This window comes from Stenotrophomonas sp. TWI1409, assembly GCF_039673015.1.
In the GTDB taxonomy this organism is placed as follows: Bacteria; Pseudomonadota; Gammaproteobacteria; order Xanthomonadales; family Xanthomonadaceae; genus Stenotrophomonas; species Stenotrophomonas maltophilia_A.
The window spans coordinates 32,932-51,043 of sequence record NZ_JBDJKU010000007.1; the positions used below are offsets into that span (position 1 = coordinate 32,932).

Sequence of the window (18,112 nt, forward strand, 5' to 3'; positions counted from 1 at the left end):
CTGTCCGCGATCCAATCGATGGGCTCAGCGTCGCCGTTCCAGCCACCACAGCAGCGATGCGCACAACACGAACGCCAGCCACCACGGCCAGCGTAGGCCTGACACGGGTTGCATCACTGACGCGTCTGCCGGCGTGCTGGCAGCCAGTGCACGTGTGGTCGCATCGATCATCGCCTGCCGATGCAGCGTCGGTGCATCCTTCGGGTCGAACACATAGCGCCAGACAACGCTGCCGCCATGCTGCAGGCGCTGCCAGCCCGGTTCGCGGGGCCACCAGCCAGCGCAGCGCAGCGCCGACGTCGCGCCATCGACGATCAGGGGTACATCGTCGCCACGCTTGTTGAAGACATGCAGCGGCGCCTGCACACCGCACAGCGCCTGTCGTTCGCCTGCCCAGCCGATCGGTTGCGGTGACCACAGCGCATCAGCGCTGCCCTGTGCACGTGCCAGCGTGGCCACCACGCCGCTCCACAGTTCGCCGTGGCGGTCGTCGCGCCCGGCCAGTACCCAGCGCCAGCTGTCGGTCAGCGGCAGCAGGCCGATGCGGCCCTTGCCGGCAGCGCGCCAGCCACCGACAGCCTTGCCCGTGCCATCCTGCAGCAGGGCGGTGCTGCCCGGTGCCTGCAGCGCGAGTGCTTCCAGCGCAGGCAGGGGAGCATTGTGCGAGCTGCGGTCAGCCTCTTCGCCGTAGCCGGTCGGCAGCGTACCCGCGGCGAGCGGGCCACGCCGTGCAGCGAGGACCGCGCTGTCGCCGTCGCCGGGAAGTTCGAGGGCGTGGCTGCTGCCATCGCCTTGCACCGGTAGACCAATATCCTGCAGGCGCTGGCGCGCGCTGGCCGAAGGTGCGCCCGCACTGCGTACCAGCACGCCCAGTCCCTCGCGCAACGCCTGGCGCATGGCAGCCAGCTGGCCGGCACTCAATGCGGCCAGGCTGCGCTCGTCCAGCAGCAGCAGATCGCTGCGCGCGAGTGACGCCGCATCCAGCGCGACCGCGCCATCTCCCACGCTGACACCCGCCCCGGTATCGGCCTGCACCTGCACGCGGATGCCGGCATCGGCCGCCCAACGCCGCAGGTACTTCAGCTCTGGGCCCGGCGCGCTGGCGCGCACCAGCAGGCGCAGCGGTGCGGCCGGCAGGGTCTGCTGCGGCACCGGTACGCTGTCCACCACATGGCCGTCGGCATCGAGCAGGCGCAGCTGGAACACGCTGCGGCCTTCGGCGCGGGCGATGCCGCTGAGCTTCACGCGCCCGTCCTCGGCAACGTCCGTGCGATCAACCACGCTGTCGGCGGGGTCAAGCAGCTCTGCTTTCGCCTTGGCCGCGCCACGCGCCTGTGCCTGGACGTCAAAACGAGCACCGGGAGCGACATCGGCCGGTGGTTGCAGCGCGATCCAGCCGCGCGGCTCCGGTGCGGCCTGCCAACGTACATCCGGCGGCAACACCGCGTCGCGATCACGTGCGGCGAGGCCCGCACCGACCAGTGTCAGTGTGGACGCCGGATGCTGGCGCAGCGCGGTGGCCAGGTCGGGAACGCGCTGTGCGCCGGGAATATCGGCAGCTTCGGGCAAAAGCAACAGCGGGCCTTCGCTGGCCGGGAGCGCGCCGGCCTTGCCGGCATCGGTTCCGAGGACCACCAGCCCGCCTGCGGGTTGCTGGCGGGTGGGCGGCACCAGGCAGAAATACAGCAGCGCGGCGACGATGATCTGCAGTGCGATCACGATCCACCGGCGGCCAGGGTGGGCGGTGTTTCCACGCAGCTGGCGCACGCTGGCGATGACCACGATCAGGGCAAGTGCCAGTGCAATCCACAGGTTCACAGCGGAGGCGTTCATGGCTGCGCCTCCAGCGCATCAAGGTACCGCTGCCCCATCGCATCGGCGGCACTGCGCCGCATCGCCTGCGGCAGCGGACGCTGCAGCGCCCGCCACAACTGTGCACGCAGGCGCTGGCGACAGTCTTGGCAACCGGGCTCGATGCGCAGCTGCTCGATGGCCGCAGCCAGATCGAGTGCATCGGGCAGGTAGGCCGCGTTGCGCTGCTGCCAAGTCGCGAGCGCATCCAGATCCGGCGCGCCGGTGTCGTCGCCGAGACGCTGCCAGGCTTCGACGATGGCCGGATCGGGCGGGGTGCGGGCGGCCAGCGGCAGTTCACGACTGGCCAGCCCGGCACGGTCACCGCCGAGGCGGCGGCCTTCATCGATCGGTGGCAGCTCCGGTCCGACACGGGCCAGATAGATGCGCTCGGCCTGCTGCACCTGCTTGATGAAGCCCAATGCCTTGTAGGCGAAGGGCAATGCCTGCTCTGGTCGGCCCTGGCGCAGCTCGCCTTCGGCCGACCACATCTGTTCAAGCGCCGCCTTCAGCGTGGCACGGGTCTGCGGATCGAGCAGAGTGGCCGCCTCGGCATGGTCATGGGTGTGGCCGTACTCGGAGAGCACGTCGGTGGCGCTGCCGAACACCGGCGGCGTATCGGCATTGGTCGCCTTGCCACCGTGATCGTGGTCATGCTCATCGTGCGCTCCGGCCTCGGCGCCATGGTCGTGATCGTGATCGTGATCGTGGTCGTCTGCGGCGGGCGTATCGCTGGTGGGCAGATCGCTGGTCGGCGGTGGCTTCGGCGCACCTTCGCTTTCCTCACCCAGGAACTGGCCGTAGCGCAGGCGCAGGATGCGCTGGTCGACGCCGATCGCATCGCTGCGCTTCACGAAGTCCTCGGCGGCCAGGCTGCGTCGTTGCTGGATCAGCGCTTCGGCATCGATGATGATCTGCCGCTGGCTGCGGAAGTAGGCAGGCAGGGTCTTCTTGATGCGGCCTTCCAGCTCTGCACCGAGTGCGACTTCGGCGCTGGGCAGGCGCAGGATCACGCTGCTGCTGCGTCCGGTCTGCGGCGTGGGCGCATGGTTGTCGCGCACTTCCAGCTGGGCGATGACATCGTTGCCGGGCTGTGCGCCCAGCGCAGCCAGATCAAGGGTATGGGCGAAACGCCGCGCGGTGGCTTCGCCGCTGCCGGCAAGCGTGACGCTGCGCTTCACGAAGGTGATGTTCTCACCGCTGCCCTGGGTGGTGGTGATCGACAGCGTTGCCTGCGCCGCGACACCGTAATCGTCGCTGGCCTCGAAGCGCAGCGCCCATTGCCGTTGCCCGGGCGTGCCCAGCACCAGGCTGGCGGCCGGCTCCAGCACGCGCACGCTGGGCGCGCGGTCGGCCACAACATCCAGCCGGTACAGGCGGGTTTCGGCCAGCGCCGGTTCGCTCACCACGCGGTACAGCACCGGCGTGCGCGCCACATCCTGTGCCTGCCACTGCCCATCGCGCTCGCTCAGCGGCAGCCGTCGACCATCGTGGAACTGCAGCCATGCCTTGGCCGGTGCGTGGTCGAAGCGCAACGACCACGACAGCTGGCTGTCGGCGGCGACCTTTGCATCCAGCGTGCTCTGCGTCAGCGTGGCTTGCCCGGTGTAAGCCGGTGCGTCGATGCGCAGGCGGGTGGACTGCAGGTGCAGTGGGCCTGCGGACGCCGTGCTGCCTGGCGCCGACGTGCGAGCAGGCGCGGAACCGGGATTCGAACGCGGCCAGCCGAGTGCCAGCGCAACGATGGCCAGGCCTGCGATCCAGCACAGCGCCAATGCCCCACGCGACCAGCGCGGACGCAGTTCCGGCATCGCGCGTTCCAGCGTGGCCAGCACGCGCGCGCGCTGGCGCTGCTGCAGCGGATTGAGGGTGAGCGTATCGGCGAACAGCAGATCGGCACTGTCCTCGCTGGTACCGCCGGCATCGAGCTGGCGCTGCACCCACTGCGGGTCCAGCTGGCGGGAACGTGCCGTGGCGAGCGCTGCGCAGGCGAGCAGGCTGACCGTGCCGACCACGCAGGCGATATCGAAGCCCGCCAGGCGCAGCGCCAGCGTCGTCGCGGCCAGCGCCCACGGCAGGCCCAGCAGCAGGGTAATGAGTGCACGGCGACGGCGTGCGCGTTGCCAGGCGTGCTGCAGAGTGTTCATGTGGCCACCCTGCGCCGGCGACTGCTGGCCATCCAGCGCTCCAGCGCGAACAGCAGCACGATGGCCAGCAGCAACCAGGCGGTTGGCTCCCGCACCGGCGGTGTTGCCGCAGGCAACGCAGACCGATAGGGCGCCTGGTCCCTTGCATCGCCGAGGCGCGGCGAAGGGGGCGCTTGCAGCGCCAGCAGCAGGGCACGCGGCAACTGCGGATCGCGCAGCGCAGCGTTGCCTGAGGCGTCCCAGTCACCGGGCAGAGACAGCAGGACACCGTGGCCGATGCGTTGCTGCCACAGCAGCGGGGTGCCCTCGGTGTTGCGCAGCAGGATGCTGGCGCTGGCAGCAGGCTTGCCGGCAGTCATAGTCATGACACGACCGCCGTCGCGCAGCCACGCCTGCCAGTTCGCCGGCAGTGCATCGTTGCGGCTCCATACGCCGATCTCGCCGCGTTCGGGCAGGGTATCCGCCACCAGAGGAGCGAGCGGCGCCTGCACGCCCCACGCGCGCTGCAGTGCATTCAACCAGTGCTGGGCAGCGGCCGAAGCATCGCTGTGCACGCGCAGGCGCGGCGACGTTGCGGCACGCGGTTGCGCAGTGACCGGCATCGGCTGCGGGTGCCACTGCACCTCGCGCGACAGCTGCAGGCGTGCGCCGTCCAGGCCGGGCAGGGGATCGGGAACGTGCACGGTCAATGCGGTGCCAACGGGCAGCTGCGCGTCCAGTTCGCGCAGCAGGCTGGGCAGGGATGCACTGGCTGCAGGTGGCGCCTGATCAATGGCCGGGAAGCCGGGCGCCAGCCAGTGCCAGTTGCGATCCGCAGCGGTACCGCGCAGTGCGGCGGCATCCAGTCCCGGGGCCACCACCGTCCATGCACTGGAGGCCGGCACGGGCCCGGTCAACGCAGGCCGTGCCAGCAGCAAAGCCAGCGCGGCAAGCAACAGCAGGCGCACCAGCAGCAATGGCCAGTCATCGAAGCGGATGCGCTGGCGTGGCCGGATCTGTGCGCGCAGCCAGCGCAGCGCGGCGAAATCCAGCGGTGTGTACGGATGGCGGCGGGCGAGGTGGATCAACAACGGCAACAGCCCTGCGGCGAGCGCGGCCAGGCCCAACGGGAACAGCAGGATCATGCACCGCCCCCACGCCCGAACAGCGCCTGCAGTGGTTGATCCAGCGGCTGGTCGAGCCAGCCGGTGGCACTGGCGATGCCACTGGCCTGCAGGCGCGACTGCAATGCGTTGCGTGCGCCAGCGAAGCGCTGCAGGTAGTCGCTGCGGATCGCCGCGCCATCGCCCAGCAGTTCCTCGCCGGTCTCCGGATCGCGGAAGCGATGGCCGGCGTCGAACGGGAAGTCGCGTTCGCCGGCAGTCAGGATCTGCAGCAGGGCCACTTCGCGGCGCGCGCTGGCCAGTTGTTCCAGCAGCACGATGCCGGCCTCGTCGAAGCCATCACCGATCGCCAGCAGCAGGTCGCCCGGACGCACGCGCTCCCACAGCGGGCGCAGGCGATCGGCCGCAGGCCAGCCGCCGCGTGCCTGCAGGGCATGCAGTTGCAGATGCACGCGGTCACGCTGGCGTGCGCCGTTCGCTGCGGGTACCAGCTGCAGGCCATCGCCATTGATCGCCAGCAGGCCGAAACGGTCGCCCTGCTGCAGGGCCAGCTCCACCACGCACGCGGCCACGCCGCGCATGTGGTCCAGGCGCGTGCGCTGCGGTGCCGCGCGATCGGCCTGGCCGGCCGAGGCGGTGGCATCGAGCAGCAGCCAGACCGTGATCGGGCTTTCGCGTTCGGATTCGCGCACGAAGAAGCGGTCCGAGCGTGCATACAGCTTCCAGTCGATCTGGCGCAGCTCGTCTCCCGGTTCGTAGGCCCGGTACTGGGCGAATTCGAGGCCCGCACCGCGGCTGCGGCTGGCGTGCTGGCCGATGCCGCTTGCGCCGCTCGCCAGGCGCGGCCGCAACCGCAGCAGGCGCAGGCGCGCACGCAGTTCCGGTGGCAACGTCAGCGGGGCACCTGCGTTCACGCGTGGCTCAACCCGGGAACGGCACGGCCTGCAGCAGGGCGGCGACCACGTCGTCGGCACGCTTCTGCTCGGCCTCGGCGGCGAACGACAGCAGCAGGCGATGACGCATCACCGGCGCGGCCAAGGCCTGCACATCCTCACGGGTGGCGGCGAAGCGGCCCTGCAGCAATGCGCGTGCTTTCGCCGCCAGCACCAGCGATTGCCCGGCGCGTGGGCCAGCGCCCCATTTCACCCATTGGTTGATTGCTGCCGGTGCGCCCTCGCCGGGACGGCTGGCGCGCACCAGGCGGGTGATCCAGGCCAGCACATCGGGGCTGACATGCACCTGGCGCACCGCGGCCTGCAGGGCAATCACCGCTTCGGCATCCATCACCTTCGGCACCGCGTCGGTGGCACCGCCAGTGGTCTGTTCCAGGATCTGCCGCTCTTCGTCCTCGCTCGGGTAATCCACCAGCACGTGCAGCAGGAAACGATCCAGCTGTGCTTCCGGCAGCGGGTAGGTGCCGGCCTGCTCGATCGGGTTCTGCGTGGCCAGCACGAAGAACGGTGCAGGCAGTGCATACGTGGTGCCTGCGTAGCTGACGGTACGCTCCTGCATCGCTTCCAGCAGCGCGGCCTGGGTCTTGGGCGGGGTACGGTTGAGTTCGTCGGCCAGCAGCAGGTTGGTGAAGATCGGGCCCTGCTGGAAGCGGAAATGGCGATGGCCGGTGCCGTGATCTTCCTCCAGCAACTCCGTACCGAGGATGTCGCTGGGCATCAGGTCGGGGGTGAACTGCACGCGCCGGAACTGCAGTTCCAGCGCCTGTCCGAGCGAGCGCACCAGCAGGGTCTTGCCCAGTCCCGGGGCGCCTTCCAGCAGGCAGTGGCCGCCGGCCAGCAGGCCGATCAGCAGCTGCTCGACCACGGTGTTCTGGCCAACCACCGCGCGTGCGAGCGCAGCGCGCAGATCGTGCAGGCGCGGCAGCAGGGAGTCGAGGTCAGCGGTGGTCATGGGCGTGCAGGTCCTATCAATTGTTCAACGCGTACATCACGATGTTGACGCCGAAGCGGGTGTTGTCTTCGGCCAGGAAACGCTTGTTGCGCCAGTCGTAGTCCCACTCGCAGCCGTAGTCCTTGTTGCTGTAGAGCAGGCCCAGGCGGCCGTCGACCTCGATGCCCTTCAGGTAGTCGTGCACCAGGTCGTCGCCCCAGCCGTTGAGCTCGAAGCTGGTGGCCGGTGGCCCATCGGGGAAGCGGAAGAAGCTGCGGTACAGCGCGTGGCTGTTGGGCAGCTTCTGCAATGCCTTCGGTCCAAACAGGCGACCCATCTGCGCCTCGAACGAGGTGGCGAACAGGCCGTCGATATCATGGTTGCAGTCGTCGACGAAGACGAAGCCGCCATTGCGCACGTAGCGCACGAAGTTCTGCCGCTCGGCGGCGTTGAACTCCACCAGTGTGTGCCCGGCCAGGTAGCAGAACGGCGCTTCCAGCATGCGCGGGTCGGCCAGCGCCACCACGTGTTCCTGCGGATCCACGCGCAGCGAGGTGTAGTCAATCAGCGAGGTGATCAGGTTGGACGGCATGCGCGCGTCCACATCCCAATCGCCGGAGTCGTACTGCAGGCGGGTGAACCAGAAGTCGTAGCGCGAACTGCGCGGGCCTGACTGCGCCAAGGCCGGCAGCACCGCCGCCGAAGCGGCAGCGGCCAACCAGCGCAGGCAGGCCCGGCGATCCATCAGACCGCGTCGGACAGCGAGGTGAAGGTGAAATCGCGCAGCTTCATCGGCGGGATCATCATCACGTAGCTGGATTCATCACCGGCCACGCGCACCGGCTTGCCCAGCTCTTCGATGTTGTTGAGCATGATCACCGGCGATTCGTTGAAGCGGAAGTTCTTCACCGGGTGCTTGATCTGGCCGTTCTCGATGTAGAAGGTGCCGTCGCGGGTCAGGCCGGTCAGCAGCACGGTCTGCGGATCAACCATGCGGATGTACCAGGTACGGGTGACCAGGATGCCCTTCTGGGTACCGCGCACCAGCTCGGCGGTGCTCTTGTCGCCACCGCTCATCAGCAGGTTGCCCGGCGTGGCCTTGGCGGTCTTGCCCTGCTTCTGCGCCCAGAAGCGCGAGTAGTCGAGGTTGGCGATCCTGCCGTTCTCGATGATCGCCATGCGTTCGCGCGGCATGCCTTCGCCGTCCCACGGCAGCACCGGTGCATCCGGATGCCAGGGGTCGGCAATCATGGTCACGCGCGGGTCGTAGACCTGCTCGCCCAGCTTGTTGCCGCCGCCCTTCTTCGACAGGAAGCTGCGTCCTTCATCGGCCGAGCGTGCGCTGAAGAAGTTCATCATGAAGCTGATCAGGCCGGCGGCCGCGGCCGGTTCCAGGATCACCGTGTACTTGCCCGGCTCCAGCGCCTTGGCTTCGGCCGATTCGGTGGCCTTGCGCATGGCGATGCGGATGTCCTGGTCGGCCTTGAAGTCGGCCGCATCCTTCAGGTTGCGGCCGACCCAGCCCGAACCGCGGCCATCTTCGGTACGCACGGTGCAGGTGTAATCGAAGTTGGTGGTGCGCTGGTAGGCGAAGTTGCCGTTGCTGTTGGCGGTGGCCTGGAAGCCCTGGCCGTCTTCGAGGAAGCCGGCGGCGATCAGGCCGTGGCCACGGCACGGGGCGATCGAATCGGCGGCGACCTTGGCGCGGAACGCCGGATCGATCGCTGCAGTGGATTCGCTGAAGGTCGGGCTGGCGCGATAGCTCTGCTTGCCGATGGCCGGCATGAACTCCGGGTTCTCCGGCGCCAGGCGCGCCAGGTCTTCGGCACGGCGCACCACGCGTTCCAGCGCGGCGTCGTCGAACTCGTTGATCGAGGCCGTGCCGACGCGCTTGCCGAAGGCGACGGTGACCGCCAGCTCGGTGTTGTCGACGATGCCACTGGTGGAGACGTTGTTCAGCGCGAAACGGATGTTGCCGCTGATCGCGCCGGCCAGCACGGCGGTGCATTCGTCGGCCTTGGACAGGGCGATGACCTTGTCGAGGATGGCCTTGGCCTGGGCTTCGGTGAAGATACTCATGGTGTAAGGGCTCCTGACCGATCAGCCGAGGCTGCGTGCGGTGTTGATGACGTTGATGCCGTTGAAGCGCGCAGTCGACGAACCGTGCGAGACCGCCGAAACCTGGCCCGGCTGGCCCTTGCCGTCGAAGAACGAACCGCCCAGGCGGTAGTCGCGCTCGTCGGCCACGGCGGTGCAGGCGTTCCAGAACTCCGGTGTGCGGATCTGGTAGGCCACGTCTTCCAGCATGCGGGTGATCTGGCCGTTCTTGATCTCGTAGAACAGCTGGCCGCCGAACTGCGCGTTGTAGCGCTGCTGGTCGATCGAGAACGAACCATCACCGATGATGTAGATGCCGTTCTCCACGTCCTTGATCAGGTCCGGCACGCTCAGCGGCTTCTTGCCCGGTGCCATCGACACGTTGGCCATGCGCTGGAACTGCACGCTGGACCACGAGTCGGCGTAGCAGCAGCCGTCGGACTCGGTCTTGCCGAGGATGTGGGCCTGGTCGCGGATGGTCTGGTAATCCACCAGTTTGCCGTTGCTGATCAGGTCCCAGCGCTTGCACTTCACGCCTTCATCGTCGTACGCCACCGCACCGAGGCTGCCCGGCTGGGTCTTGTCGGCGAAGATGTTGACCAGTTCGCTGCCGTACTGGAAATGCTGTTCGCGCTTGTCCAGGGTGGCGAAGCTGGTGCCGGCGTAGTTGGCTTCGTAGCCGAGCACGCGGTCCAGCTCCAGCGGGTGGCCGATCGACTCATGGATGGTCAGCCAGGTGTGCGACGGGTCGAGCACCAGATCGTACTTGCCCGGCTTAACGGACGGGGCCTTCAGCTTCTCCTGCGCCTGCTTGGCGGCGGCGATGGCATCTTCCTTCATGTTGTAGGAAGAGCTGTAGTTGACCACGCCATTCGGGCTGACCACCTTGCCGGCAGCCGCGCCGTCCAGATACTCGTAGCCCAGGCCCATCGGCGAGGACAGGCCTTCGCGGGTACGGAACTTGCCGCTGGACTTGTCGATGGCGGTGATCGTCATCGGTGCCCAGATGCGGTGCACGTCCTGGTCGATATAGGAACCATCGGTGGAGGCGAAGTACTTCTGCTCGTTGACCAGGAACAGCATCGAGTTGACGAAGCTGGCACCGGCGCCCATCGCCGCAGCGTTGACGTCCAGCAGCAGGCCGACCTTGTCCTTGATCGGCACTTCCATCGCATTCTTGCGGATAGGCGTGCGCCAGCTCACCTCACCCACGCCCGGCGCCTTGGCCAGCTGTACCGGTGCGGTCTGCACGCCGGCATTGGCCTTGGCGATTGCTGCGGCCTGCTGCGCGGCCTTGGCTACATCGGCCGTACCCAGCGCATTGGTGGCGGCGAAGCCCCACGCACCGTTGACGATCACGCGGATGCCAACACCGGTGGACTCGGTGTTCACCACGTTCTGCACCTTGTCCTCGCGGGTGATCACGAACTGCCGCAGGTAGCGGCCGATGCGCACGTCGCAGTAGGTGGCACCGGCCTGGCGGGCAGCGGCCAGTGCTGCATCGGCCAGGCGCTTCTTCAGCCCCAGGTCCAGCGTGCTCTGCAGTTGCTCGGCGGCAATCGCCTTGCCGAAGAAGGAGGGCACGATCAGCCCGCCCGCGGTAAGCCCGGTCAGGGCCAGGAAGTCACGTCTTTGCAAGGCTGCTCTCCATGTCGAAGGATGGGTGGCTCAAGCGCCGAGACTGCGCGCGGTGTTGATGATGTTGATGCCGTTGAAGCGGGTGGTGGACGAACCGTGCGAGACCGCCGAGACCTGGCCGGGCTGGCCCTTGCCGTCGAAGAACGAACCACCCAGGCGGAAGTCACGCTCGTCGCAGATGGCAGTGCACGCGTTCCAGAACTCCGGCGTGCGGATCTGGTAGGCCGCATCCTCGACCATGCCGGCGATCTTTCCGTCCTTGATCTGGTAGTACAGTTGGCCGCCGAACTGCGCGTTGTAGCGCTGCTGGTCGATCGAGTACGACCCGCGGCCGTGGATGTAGATGCCGTTCTCCACGTCCTTGATCATGTCCTCGACGCTGAGTGGCTTTTTGCCAGGTGCCAGTGAAACGTTGGCCATGCGCTGGAACTGCACGCTGGACCAGGAATCGGCGTAACTGCAGCCATGCGAGGCGTCGCGGCCGAGGATGTGGGCCTCATCGCGGGTGGCCTGGTAATCGACCAGGATGCCGTCGCGCACCAGATCCCAGCGCTGGGTCTTCACGCCTTCGTCGTCGTAGCCGACCGCACCGAGGCTGCCCGGTTGGGTCTTGTCGGCGAAGAAGGTGACGATGTCGCTGCCCCAGCGGAAACCGGCATCGCGCTTGTCCAGCGTGGCGAAGCTGGTGCCGGCGTAGTTGGCTTCGTAGCCGAGCACGCGGTCCAGCTCCAGCGGGTGGCCAACGTTCTCGTGGATGGTCAGGAACAGGTTGGACGGGTCCAGCACCAGGTCGTACTTGCCCGGCTTCACCGACGGCGCCTTCAGCTTCTCGCGCGCGTGGCGGGCGGCGGCGATGGCGTCCTCGACCGGGTCGTAGGAATCGCGGTAGGCGGTGATGCCACCGGGCAGCTGCACCTTGCCGCGCGCATCGCCATCAAGGAACTCGTAGCCCATGCCCATCGGCGAGGACAGGCCGGCACGAGTGCGGAACCTGCCGCTGGCCTTGTCGATGGCGGTGGCAGTGAACGGCAGCCAGATGCGATGGATGTCCTGGTCGATGAACGAGCCGTCGCTGGAGGCGAAGTACTTCTGTTCATTGACCAGGAACAGGGTGGAATTGATGTAGTCGGCGCCCGCATTCAGCGCGGCGGCGTTGAGTGCCAGCAACAGCTCGACCTTGTCCTGGATCGGCACCGTCATCGCGTTCCTGCGCACTGGGGTCTGCCAGCGCACCTCGCCCACCGACGGCGTCGGTGCCAGCTGCACCGGCCGGGTCTGGATGCCGGCGTTGGCGCGGGCGATCGCTGCGGCCTGCTCGACCGCCGCGCGCACGGCAGCCTCGGTCTGCTGGTGGGTAGCGGCAAAGCCCCAGGCGCCGTTGACGATCACCCGCACGCCGACACCGGACGATTCGCGGTTGGTCACATTGCCGACCTGGTGCTCGCGGGTGATGACCGACTGGTTGAGATAGCGGCCGATGCGCACGTCGCAGTAGCTGGCCTTGGCGGTGCGTGCGGCGGCGAGCGCAACGTCCGCCAGGCGTCTGCGCTGGGCGGTATCGACCGGGGCGAGCAGCTGCTCGGCGGCGATGGCACGGGAATGCGGCAGCAGCAGGCCCGCTAGGCCCAGACCGGAAAAAGCCAGGAACTCACGTCGTTGCACAGCGTTTCTCTCTCTCGCTTGCGTGCGGTTGGCAACGGGCCGGACCGATCACGTCAACTCCTCGACTTTCGCCAGCGCGGCGCGTCCGGGCAAGTGACTGCAGTCATGGTTGGGTGGGTTTCGGTAGGGCTGCGCCCTGCACCTGCTCAATGCAACGGCCAGAGCCAAAGCAAAAGCCAGAGCGGCATTCCGTGGGTTGGTGGGGCGGTGTCGGACTGCGGGGACGCCGCAAGTACGTCCCTGTAGGCTTGGCAGCCGCATCCATGCGGCTGACACCCCGCAATCCGACACCGCCCCACCTTCGACAGGTTCACTCGGCTGTTGGTAGGTGTCGACCTTGGTCGACACGTCTGTCAGATATCGAAATGTATCCGGGGTCAGAGCCGTTCCGACAGACCGCAGAAAACTGTCGAAGGCGGGGTGGGTCCGGTTGCGGGGGCGTGAGCGCCATGGATGGCGCGACCGAGCCTCCATGGTGAAGTGACCCCCGGGAGTTGGACACCAGATCCAACCCCGAGGGATACATGAACAAATACGACGCGCGTTTCAAACTGCAGGTCGCCAAAGAGGCCTGCAAGACCTCCACATCGGTCAAAGCCATTGCCCGTCGCCACGGCCTGGAGTTCTCCACGGTCAGGCGCTGGGTGGCGACCTATCGGCTGCATGGTAGGCGGGGATTTCATCGCCAGGCCCGGTCCTATGACCTCCCGTTCAAACTGGCTGTCCTGGAGAAGATGAGCCAGGACGGCTTGTCCGGGCGGGAGGCCACCACCTACTTTCAAATTGGCGATGCCGGCGCGGTGGGACGATGGCGGCGCCTGTATGCTCAAGGCGGTGCCCAAGCGTTGGCACCCCCTCCGCCGCCGCCCCGAAAGCCGATGAAAAAGACCCGTTCGTCCAAGCCACCTGAGGATATGAGCCGCGATGAGCTGCTCAAGGAAGTCGCCTATCTGCGTGCGGAGACCGACTACCTAAAAAAACTCGATGCCTTGATCCGGGAAGAGCAGGCGGCGCAGGACGCAAAGCGCAAGCCGTCCAAGGATTGAGGCAGGTTCATACGCTGTCGCTTCTGCTCGAAGCAGCTGAGCTGTCACGCAGTACGTTCTATTACCAGAACCATGTCCTGGCCCATCCGGATCAGGATGAGGCAGCCCTGTGCGAGCGCATCCGTGCAATCTACGATCAAAGCCAAGGGCGCTATGGCTATCGCACGGTGACGCTGGAATTAGCCAATCAGGGTCATCGGACCAATCACAAGCGGGTTCAGCGCCTGATGGGGGAGATGGGACTGAAATCGCGGGTGCGTGTGAAGCGCTACCAGGCCTTCAAGGGGGCGGCCAATGTTGTGGTTGGCAATGACCTCAATCGCCAGTTCCATGCCGAGCGGCCCAACCAGAAGTGGGTGACTGACGTGACCGAGTTCAAGGTGCAGGGCATGAAGCTGTACCTGTCGCCGATCATGGACCTCTACAACGGTGAAATCGTGGCTTATCAGATCAAGCGTCGGCCCGTATTTGATCTGGTGGGTCAAATGCTGGAGGAGGCCATCAAGAAGCTTTCCCCGGATGAGCGCCCCATGATCCACTCCGACCAGGGCTGGCAGTACCAGCATGAAAACTACCGGCATATGCTGGAAAAGCACTCGTTGAAGCAAAGCATGTCCCGGCGCGGCAACTGCCTGGACAATGCGGCGATGGAGAGCTTCTTTGGAACGCTGAAGTCGGAGTTCTTCTACCTGAACAGCTTTGACAGCCTCGAGAGTCTGGAGGCTGGGCTGGTGGAATACATCCAGTACTACAACGAAGAGCGCATCAAACTGAAACTGAAAGGTCTGAGCCCGATAAAGTACCGGGAGCAGGCCCAATCGGCCGCCTGACCCCGTCCAAGTCTCGGGGGTCACTTCATGGACGGGTTTACGGCGTCTCCCGCCACCGGATCCATCCCGCCAACCCACGGAATGCCGGCTTTTGTTTTCGCCTTTGCTGTTGCTGGTGCTGTTGCTCCAGCTCATAGCGGGTGCAGGGAGCAGCCCTGCCGAAAACCACCCTCAGCCGTCGCCCTGGATGCCGCCGGGGGCCTGCGCCGGGTCGCGCCAGCGGCGCACCGTGCGCTGGAAGAACAGGTTGTTCGGCAGCTGCAGCACCGTGCCCTCGTGGCCGTCGCCGGTCTCCTGCAGCGTGGTGTAGATCAGGTTCACGTCGATCACCCGGCCCTTCAGGCCCGGCTTCTCTCCGTTTTCCAGCACCTCGATGCAGTCGTGCAGGCGGAACGGGCGGGTGGTGAAGATCAGCAGCGTGCAGAAGATGTTGGACAGCACGCTCCACGCCGCGAAGAAGGCCACCGCGCCCACGGCTGCAAAGCCGGTGAACGCGGTCCACAGCACCGACGGCTTCGCGCCGAGCAGGCTGAGGATGTACAGCAGGGCACTGAAATAGACCACGAAACTGGTGATCCGGCGCGCGCCCATCACCATTTCCGGCGGCAGCGTGTAGTGCTCGGCAAAGCGGCGGATCAGGCGACGGGCGAGCACGCGCAGGAGCCATGCGACCAGCAGCACCAGTACGATCTGCAGGGCGACGCCGGCGTAGTTCAACCACGGGTGGGTCCAGGCGGGCAGGTGATCCTTCAGCGACAACATCATGGGGCGAAAACAGGCGGCGGGAACGGCCCCTGATGTTACCCGGCGCGTGCGGGGGATTCGACCGCCGGGTTCCAGGCCACGCACACCAGCTCCTGGCGGTGCTGCTGCAGGCAGGCGCGGCCATTGTCGGGACGCAGCTGCAGTGACAGGCCCAGCGCCTGCAGCAGGACACAGGCGGTGATCACCAGCAGGGCGGCGCAGGATGGGCTGGACATGGCAGGACTCCTGGACGGCAATTTCGCGAAGGACCTTTCATGGATGCAGCAGCCACCCAAAAGGTTGCATGCCATCGATCATCGATCGGCTCTAAACCTTTTCCCGGGTCGCCGCATCCAAGCGATATGCTCGACACCACCATGCCCGCGCCGCCTGCCGCCAACGACGCCGTCGATGAACCCGCCCTGGTGCGGGCGGCGGCCGCCGGTGACACCGCTGCCTACGAACTGCTGTACCGGCGCCACGCGCCCCGTGTATTCGCTGTGCTGTGGCGGCTGTGTGGCGGCCAGCAGGCACGCGCCGAGGACGCGCTGCAGGAAGCGTTCCTGCAGGCGTGGAAGGCGCTGCCGGGCTTCCGTTTCGAGAGCAGCCTGTCGACCTGGCTGCACCGGCTGGGCGTCAACGCGGCACTGATGGAGCTGCGCGGACGTGCGGGCGGGCAGGATCACGACAGCCTCGACGAAGTGGACGGAGGGTTGCAGGAGCTGGCAGTGCACGATCGTTGCGCCGGCACCGAACGCGACCTCGAACGGGCACTGTCGACACTGCCGCCACGGGCACGTGCGGTACTGGTACTGCACGACATCGAAGGCTGGAAACACCAGGAAATCGCCGAACAGCTGCAGATGGCCGTCGGCAGTTCCAAGGCACAGTTGCATCGTGCGCGCGGCCTGTTGCGCGCACGGCTGGGAGACATGACATGAGTACACACGACCACGATTCCGACCACGATCTGCTGGCCCGGCTGCGCGCGCTGCCGACCGAACGCGGCGTACCCACCGATGGCTGGGCACGCCTGTCGGCGCAGCTGCCGCCGCGTGAACCGCAGGCGGCACCTGCGCCGGGCGACAACGTGGTGGCCCTGCCAGCGCGCTCGCGGCGTCGCTGGTGGCTGCCGGTCGGTGCGGCATTGGCGGCCAGCCTGGCGCTCTACGCGGTGGCACCGTGGCGGCATGCGCAGCCGGAGGTGCCGGTACCTTCAGCGCTGCAGCTGCAGGCGGCGGCGATGACCGAGCAGTACCAGCAGGCCGTCGCTTCGCTGCCCGATGGACGGGCGCCGGAATGGCAGCCGGCGCTGCACGAACTGGATGAAAGCGCAGCGCAGATCCGTGCCGCCTTGGCGCAGGACCCACGTGCGCCGCACCTGCTTGGCCAGCTCAAGCGCACCTACGCGCTGCGGCTGGAACTGACCCGGCAGGCGGCCTATGCCGCCGAGTCCGGCTTGACGACCTGAGGAGACCCCCATGACCCGAACCCTGATTTCCTGCTGTGTCGCGCTGCTGCTGGCCCCTGCCGTGGCGCTGGCCGACACCCGCATCGACGAGCGCCACACCCTGGCCGCGGGCGGTCGCATCGAGCTGAGCAATGTGGCCGGCAAGGTGACCGTGCGTGGCTGGGACCGCAATGACGTGCAGCTCACCGGCACGCTCAGCGACGGCCTGCAGCTGCGTCAGGAGAAAAGTGCCAACCGTGTGCGCTGGGAGATCGAATACCCGCGCCGCAGCAGCAATGGTGGCGCGACGCTGGTACTGAACGTGCCGCGCTCGGTGGAGCTGCTGCTGAGCACGGTCAGCGCCAGCCAGGACATCAGTGGCATCGATGTGCGACGGCTGCAGGCCGACACGGTCAGCGGCAGCCTGAGCGCGGCTGGCCGCAGTGGCGACAGCAAGCTCAACACGGTCAGTGGCAGCGTCAGCGCACGCCTGCAGACGCCGAAGCTGGACGTGAACACGGTCAGTGGCCGGATCGAGGCCGGCGGCGGCGTGTCCGGTGATATCGGTGCGCAGACGGTGTCCGGCCGGGTCGAGGTGGACGCCGGGCGCGTGCAGCGGCTGGCGGTGGAGACCGTCTCGGGCAGCATCGATCTGGCAGCGGCCGGGTTGGCTCCCGGCGGCCGCATCAACGTCGAATCGGTCAGTGCCTCGGTCACGCTGAGCCTGCCGCGCACGGTGTCGGCACAGCTGTCGGTGAACAGCTTCAGTGGTTCGATCAACAGTGACGCCGGGCAGGTGGAGCGGCCGCGCTATGGGCCGGGCAGCCACCTCGATACGCGTCTGGGCGGCGGTGATGGTGACATCCGCATCCAGTCGCATTCGGGCAGTGTGCGGGTACGCCTGGACCGCTGAACGCGATCCGGCAGGCCGCGGCGGCAGCGCCGCCGCGGTCGGTACTGGGTCAGCTGGCTTTCTTCAGCGCCCAGGTGGTGCCGAGGACTTCGATCTTGCCACCGGCCTTGCGGAACGCTGCCAGGTCCGAAGCGATCGAATCGCTGCTGACCACAGTGCTGGCGGCCGCGCCCTTGCGTTCGCTGCGGATGCTGTTGCTGGCCTTCGCGGGGGTCTTTGCCTTGCGGGGCATGGTTGCTCCTGTCAGGTGGAAGGGGAGGAAAGCGCCCAGGCATCGGCCTGGCGCAGGTAGTCCTGCCGCTCGCGGCGGCAGTCATCGCCGCCCATCGAAAACTGGCGGCAGATCGCCGGGCGCTGCGAATAGATCGTGCAGCGCAGGTGATAGGGATCGATCGCCGCGCACCAGCCTTCCTCGTTGCGCGCCATCACGGCACGGCCGTGGGTGTCGCGTGACAGGAACTGGCCGGGCACGTGGTCGCCGGGCTGCAGCAGCACGGGCAGCCGGCAACAGACCGCGTCACAACGGCGGCAGTCGATGGGTGCAGGTGCTGCGTCAGGTTGTAAGGCCACAGGGGCCTGGCGGGTGCCCAAAGCGGGTCTCGATGGCGGCTCAGGTGCTGCGCGGACCATGAACGAGCCAGGAAGGCATGGCCGCTAGGCCCGCGGGGCGGGCCAGGCTGCACTGTGGACACACACCGGCGTGGCCGGCGGAAGGTGCAGCGTGGTTCTAGCCGACCAAGAGTAACT

The 18,112-nt window shown here is 67.2% G+C and carries 17 protein-coding genes; 4 read left to right on the forward strand and 13 right to left on the reverse strand.

Annotated features, from left to right (window positions below):
- Positions 1 to 24: 24 nt before the first annotated feature.
- The 9 genes from ABE423_RS04075 to ABE423_RS04115 are packed head-to-tail and all read right to left on the reverse strand — an operon-like array spanning position 25 to position 12,382.
- Positions 25 to 1,833, reverse strand: a complete 1,809-nt coding sequence (locus ABE423_RS04075; RefSeq protein WP_346485068.1) for a hypothetical protein — start codon at positions 1,831 to 1,833, stop codon at positions 25 to 27.
- Positions 1,830 to 3,998, reverse strand: coding sequence for a hypothetical protein (locus tag ABE423_RS04080; RefSeq protein WP_346485069.1), 2,169 nt, complete (start codon positions 3,996 to 3,998; stop codon positions 1,830 to 1,832). Before ABE423_RS04080 ends, ABE423_RS04075 begins: the two co-directional genes overlap by 4 nt.
- On the reverse strand, positions 3,995 to 5,122 hold the full coding sequence (locus ABE423_RS04085) for a BatA domain-containing protein (RefSeq protein ID WP_346485071.1): 1,128 nt from the start codon (positions 5,120 to 5,122) through the stop codon (positions 3,995 to 3,997). Before ABE423_RS04085 ends, ABE423_RS04080 begins: the two co-directional genes overlap by 4 nt.
- Entirely contained in the window at positions 5,119 to 6,015 is an 897-nt protein-coding gene (locus tag ABE423_RS04090; RefSeq protein ID WP_346485073.1) for a DUF58 domain-containing protein, read from the reverse strand. The genes ABE423_RS04085 and ABE423_RS04090 overlap by 4 nt, the downstream gene beginning before the upstream one ends.
- Before the next feature lie 7 nt (positions 6,016 to 6,022).
- Entirely contained in the window at positions 6,023 to 7,006 is a 984-nt protein-coding gene (locus ABE423_RS04095) for a MoxR family ATPase (protein WP_004134018.1), read from the reverse strand.
- 16 nt (positions 7,007 to 7,022) lie between these two features.
- Positions 7,023 to 7,730 (reverse strand): DUF4159 domain-containing protein, encoded by a 708-nt coding sequence (locus tag ABE423_RS04100; RefSeq protein WP_125893037.1) that lies wholly within the window; start codon positions 7,728 to 7,730, stop codon positions 7,023 to 7,025.
- Positions 7,730 to 9,064: a TldD/PmbA family protein gene (locus ABE423_RS04105; protein ID WP_053509475.1), complete on the reverse strand. Its 1,335-nt coding sequence runs from the start codon at positions 9,062 to 9,064 to the stop codon at positions 7,730 to 7,732. The genes ABE423_RS04100 and ABE423_RS04105 overlap by 1 nt, the downstream gene beginning before the upstream one ends.
- A 21-nt stretch (positions 9,065 to 9,085) precedes the next feature.
- Positions 9,086 to 10,720, reverse strand: coding sequence for a TldD/PmbA family protein (locus ABE423_RS04110; protein WP_032128710.1), 1,635 nt, complete (start codon positions 10,718 to 10,720; stop codon positions 9,086 to 9,088).
- Between the two features lie 30 nt (positions 10,721 to 10,750).
- On the reverse strand, positions 10,751 to 12,382 hold the full coding sequence (locus tag ABE423_RS04115) for a TldD/PmbA family protein (RefSeq protein WP_185749944.1): 1,632 nt from the start codon (positions 12,380 to 12,382) through the stop codon (positions 10,751 to 10,753).
- Positions 12,383 to 12,906: 524 nt separating this feature from the next.
- Between ABE423_RS04115 and ABE423_RS04120 the strand changes: the two genes are divergently transcribed.
- A protein-coding gene (locus ABE423_RS04120; RefSeq protein WP_132810585.1) for an IS3-like element ISStma2 family transposase occupies positions 12,907 to 14,258 on the forward strand; the annotation gives its coding sequence in 2 pieces (ribosomal slippage) (positions 12,907 to 13,354 and positions 13,354 to 14,258; 1,353 coding nt in all).
- A 171-nt stretch (positions 14,259 to 14,429) separates the two neighbouring features.
- On the opposite strand, the gene ABE423_RS04125 is transcribed toward ABE423_RS04120, so the two are convergent.
- Positions 14,430 to 15,023 (reverse strand): mechanosensitive ion channel family protein, encoded by a 594-nt coding sequence (locus ABE423_RS04125; protein WP_346485076.1) that lies wholly within the window; start codon positions 15,021 to 15,023, stop codon positions 14,430 to 14,432.
- Positions 15,024 to 15,058: 35 nt separating this feature from the next.
- Positions 15,059 to 15,238: a hypothetical protein gene (locus ABE423_RS04130; protein ID WP_049398314.1), complete on the reverse strand. Its 180-nt coding sequence runs from the start codon at positions 15,236 to 15,238 to the stop codon at positions 15,059 to 15,061.
- Positions 15,239 to 15,364: 126 nt separating this feature from the next.
- Between ABE423_RS04130 and ABE423_RS04135 the strand changes: the two genes are divergently transcribed.
- Genes ABE423_RS04135 through ABE423_RS04145 form a run of 3 tightly spaced genes read left to right on the forward strand, consistent with a single transcriptional unit; the run spans position 15,365 to position 17,365 of the window.
- Positions 15,365 to 15,943 carry an RNA polymerase sigma factor gene (locus ABE423_RS04135; RefSeq protein ID WP_032129359.1) on the forward strand — a complete coding sequence of 193 codons (579 nt, stop codon included), beginning with the start codon at positions 15,365 to 15,367 and terminating at the stop codon, positions 15,941 to 15,943.
- A complete protein-coding gene (locus tag ABE423_RS04140; RefSeq protein ID WP_032129360.1) occupies positions 15,940 to 16,473 on the forward strand; it encodes a hypothetical protein in 534 nt (177 codons plus the stop codon). The genes ABE423_RS04135 and ABE423_RS04140 overlap by 4 nt, the downstream gene beginning before the upstream one ends.
- A 10-nt stretch (positions 16,474 to 16,483) precedes the next feature.
- Positions 16,484 to 17,365 (forward strand): DUF4097 family beta strand repeat-containing protein, encoded by an 882-nt coding sequence (locus ABE423_RS04145; protein WP_032129361.1) that lies wholly within the window; start codon positions 16,484 to 16,486, stop codon positions 17,363 to 17,365.
- Positions 17,366 to 17,414: 49 nt separating this feature from the next.
- On the opposite strand, the gene ABE423_RS04150 is transcribed toward ABE423_RS04145, so the two are convergent.
- A complete protein-coding gene (locus ABE423_RS04150; RefSeq protein WP_005410566.1) occupies positions 17,415 to 17,597 on the reverse strand; it encodes a hypothetical protein in 183 nt (60 codons plus the stop codon).
- A gap of 11 nt (positions 17,598 to 17,608) precedes the next feature.
- Entirely contained in the window at positions 17,609 to 17,902 is a 294-nt protein-coding gene (locus ABE423_RS04155; RefSeq protein WP_053462562.1) for a YkgJ family cysteine cluster protein, read from the reverse strand.
- Positions 17,903 to 18,112 lie beyond the last annotated feature (210 nt).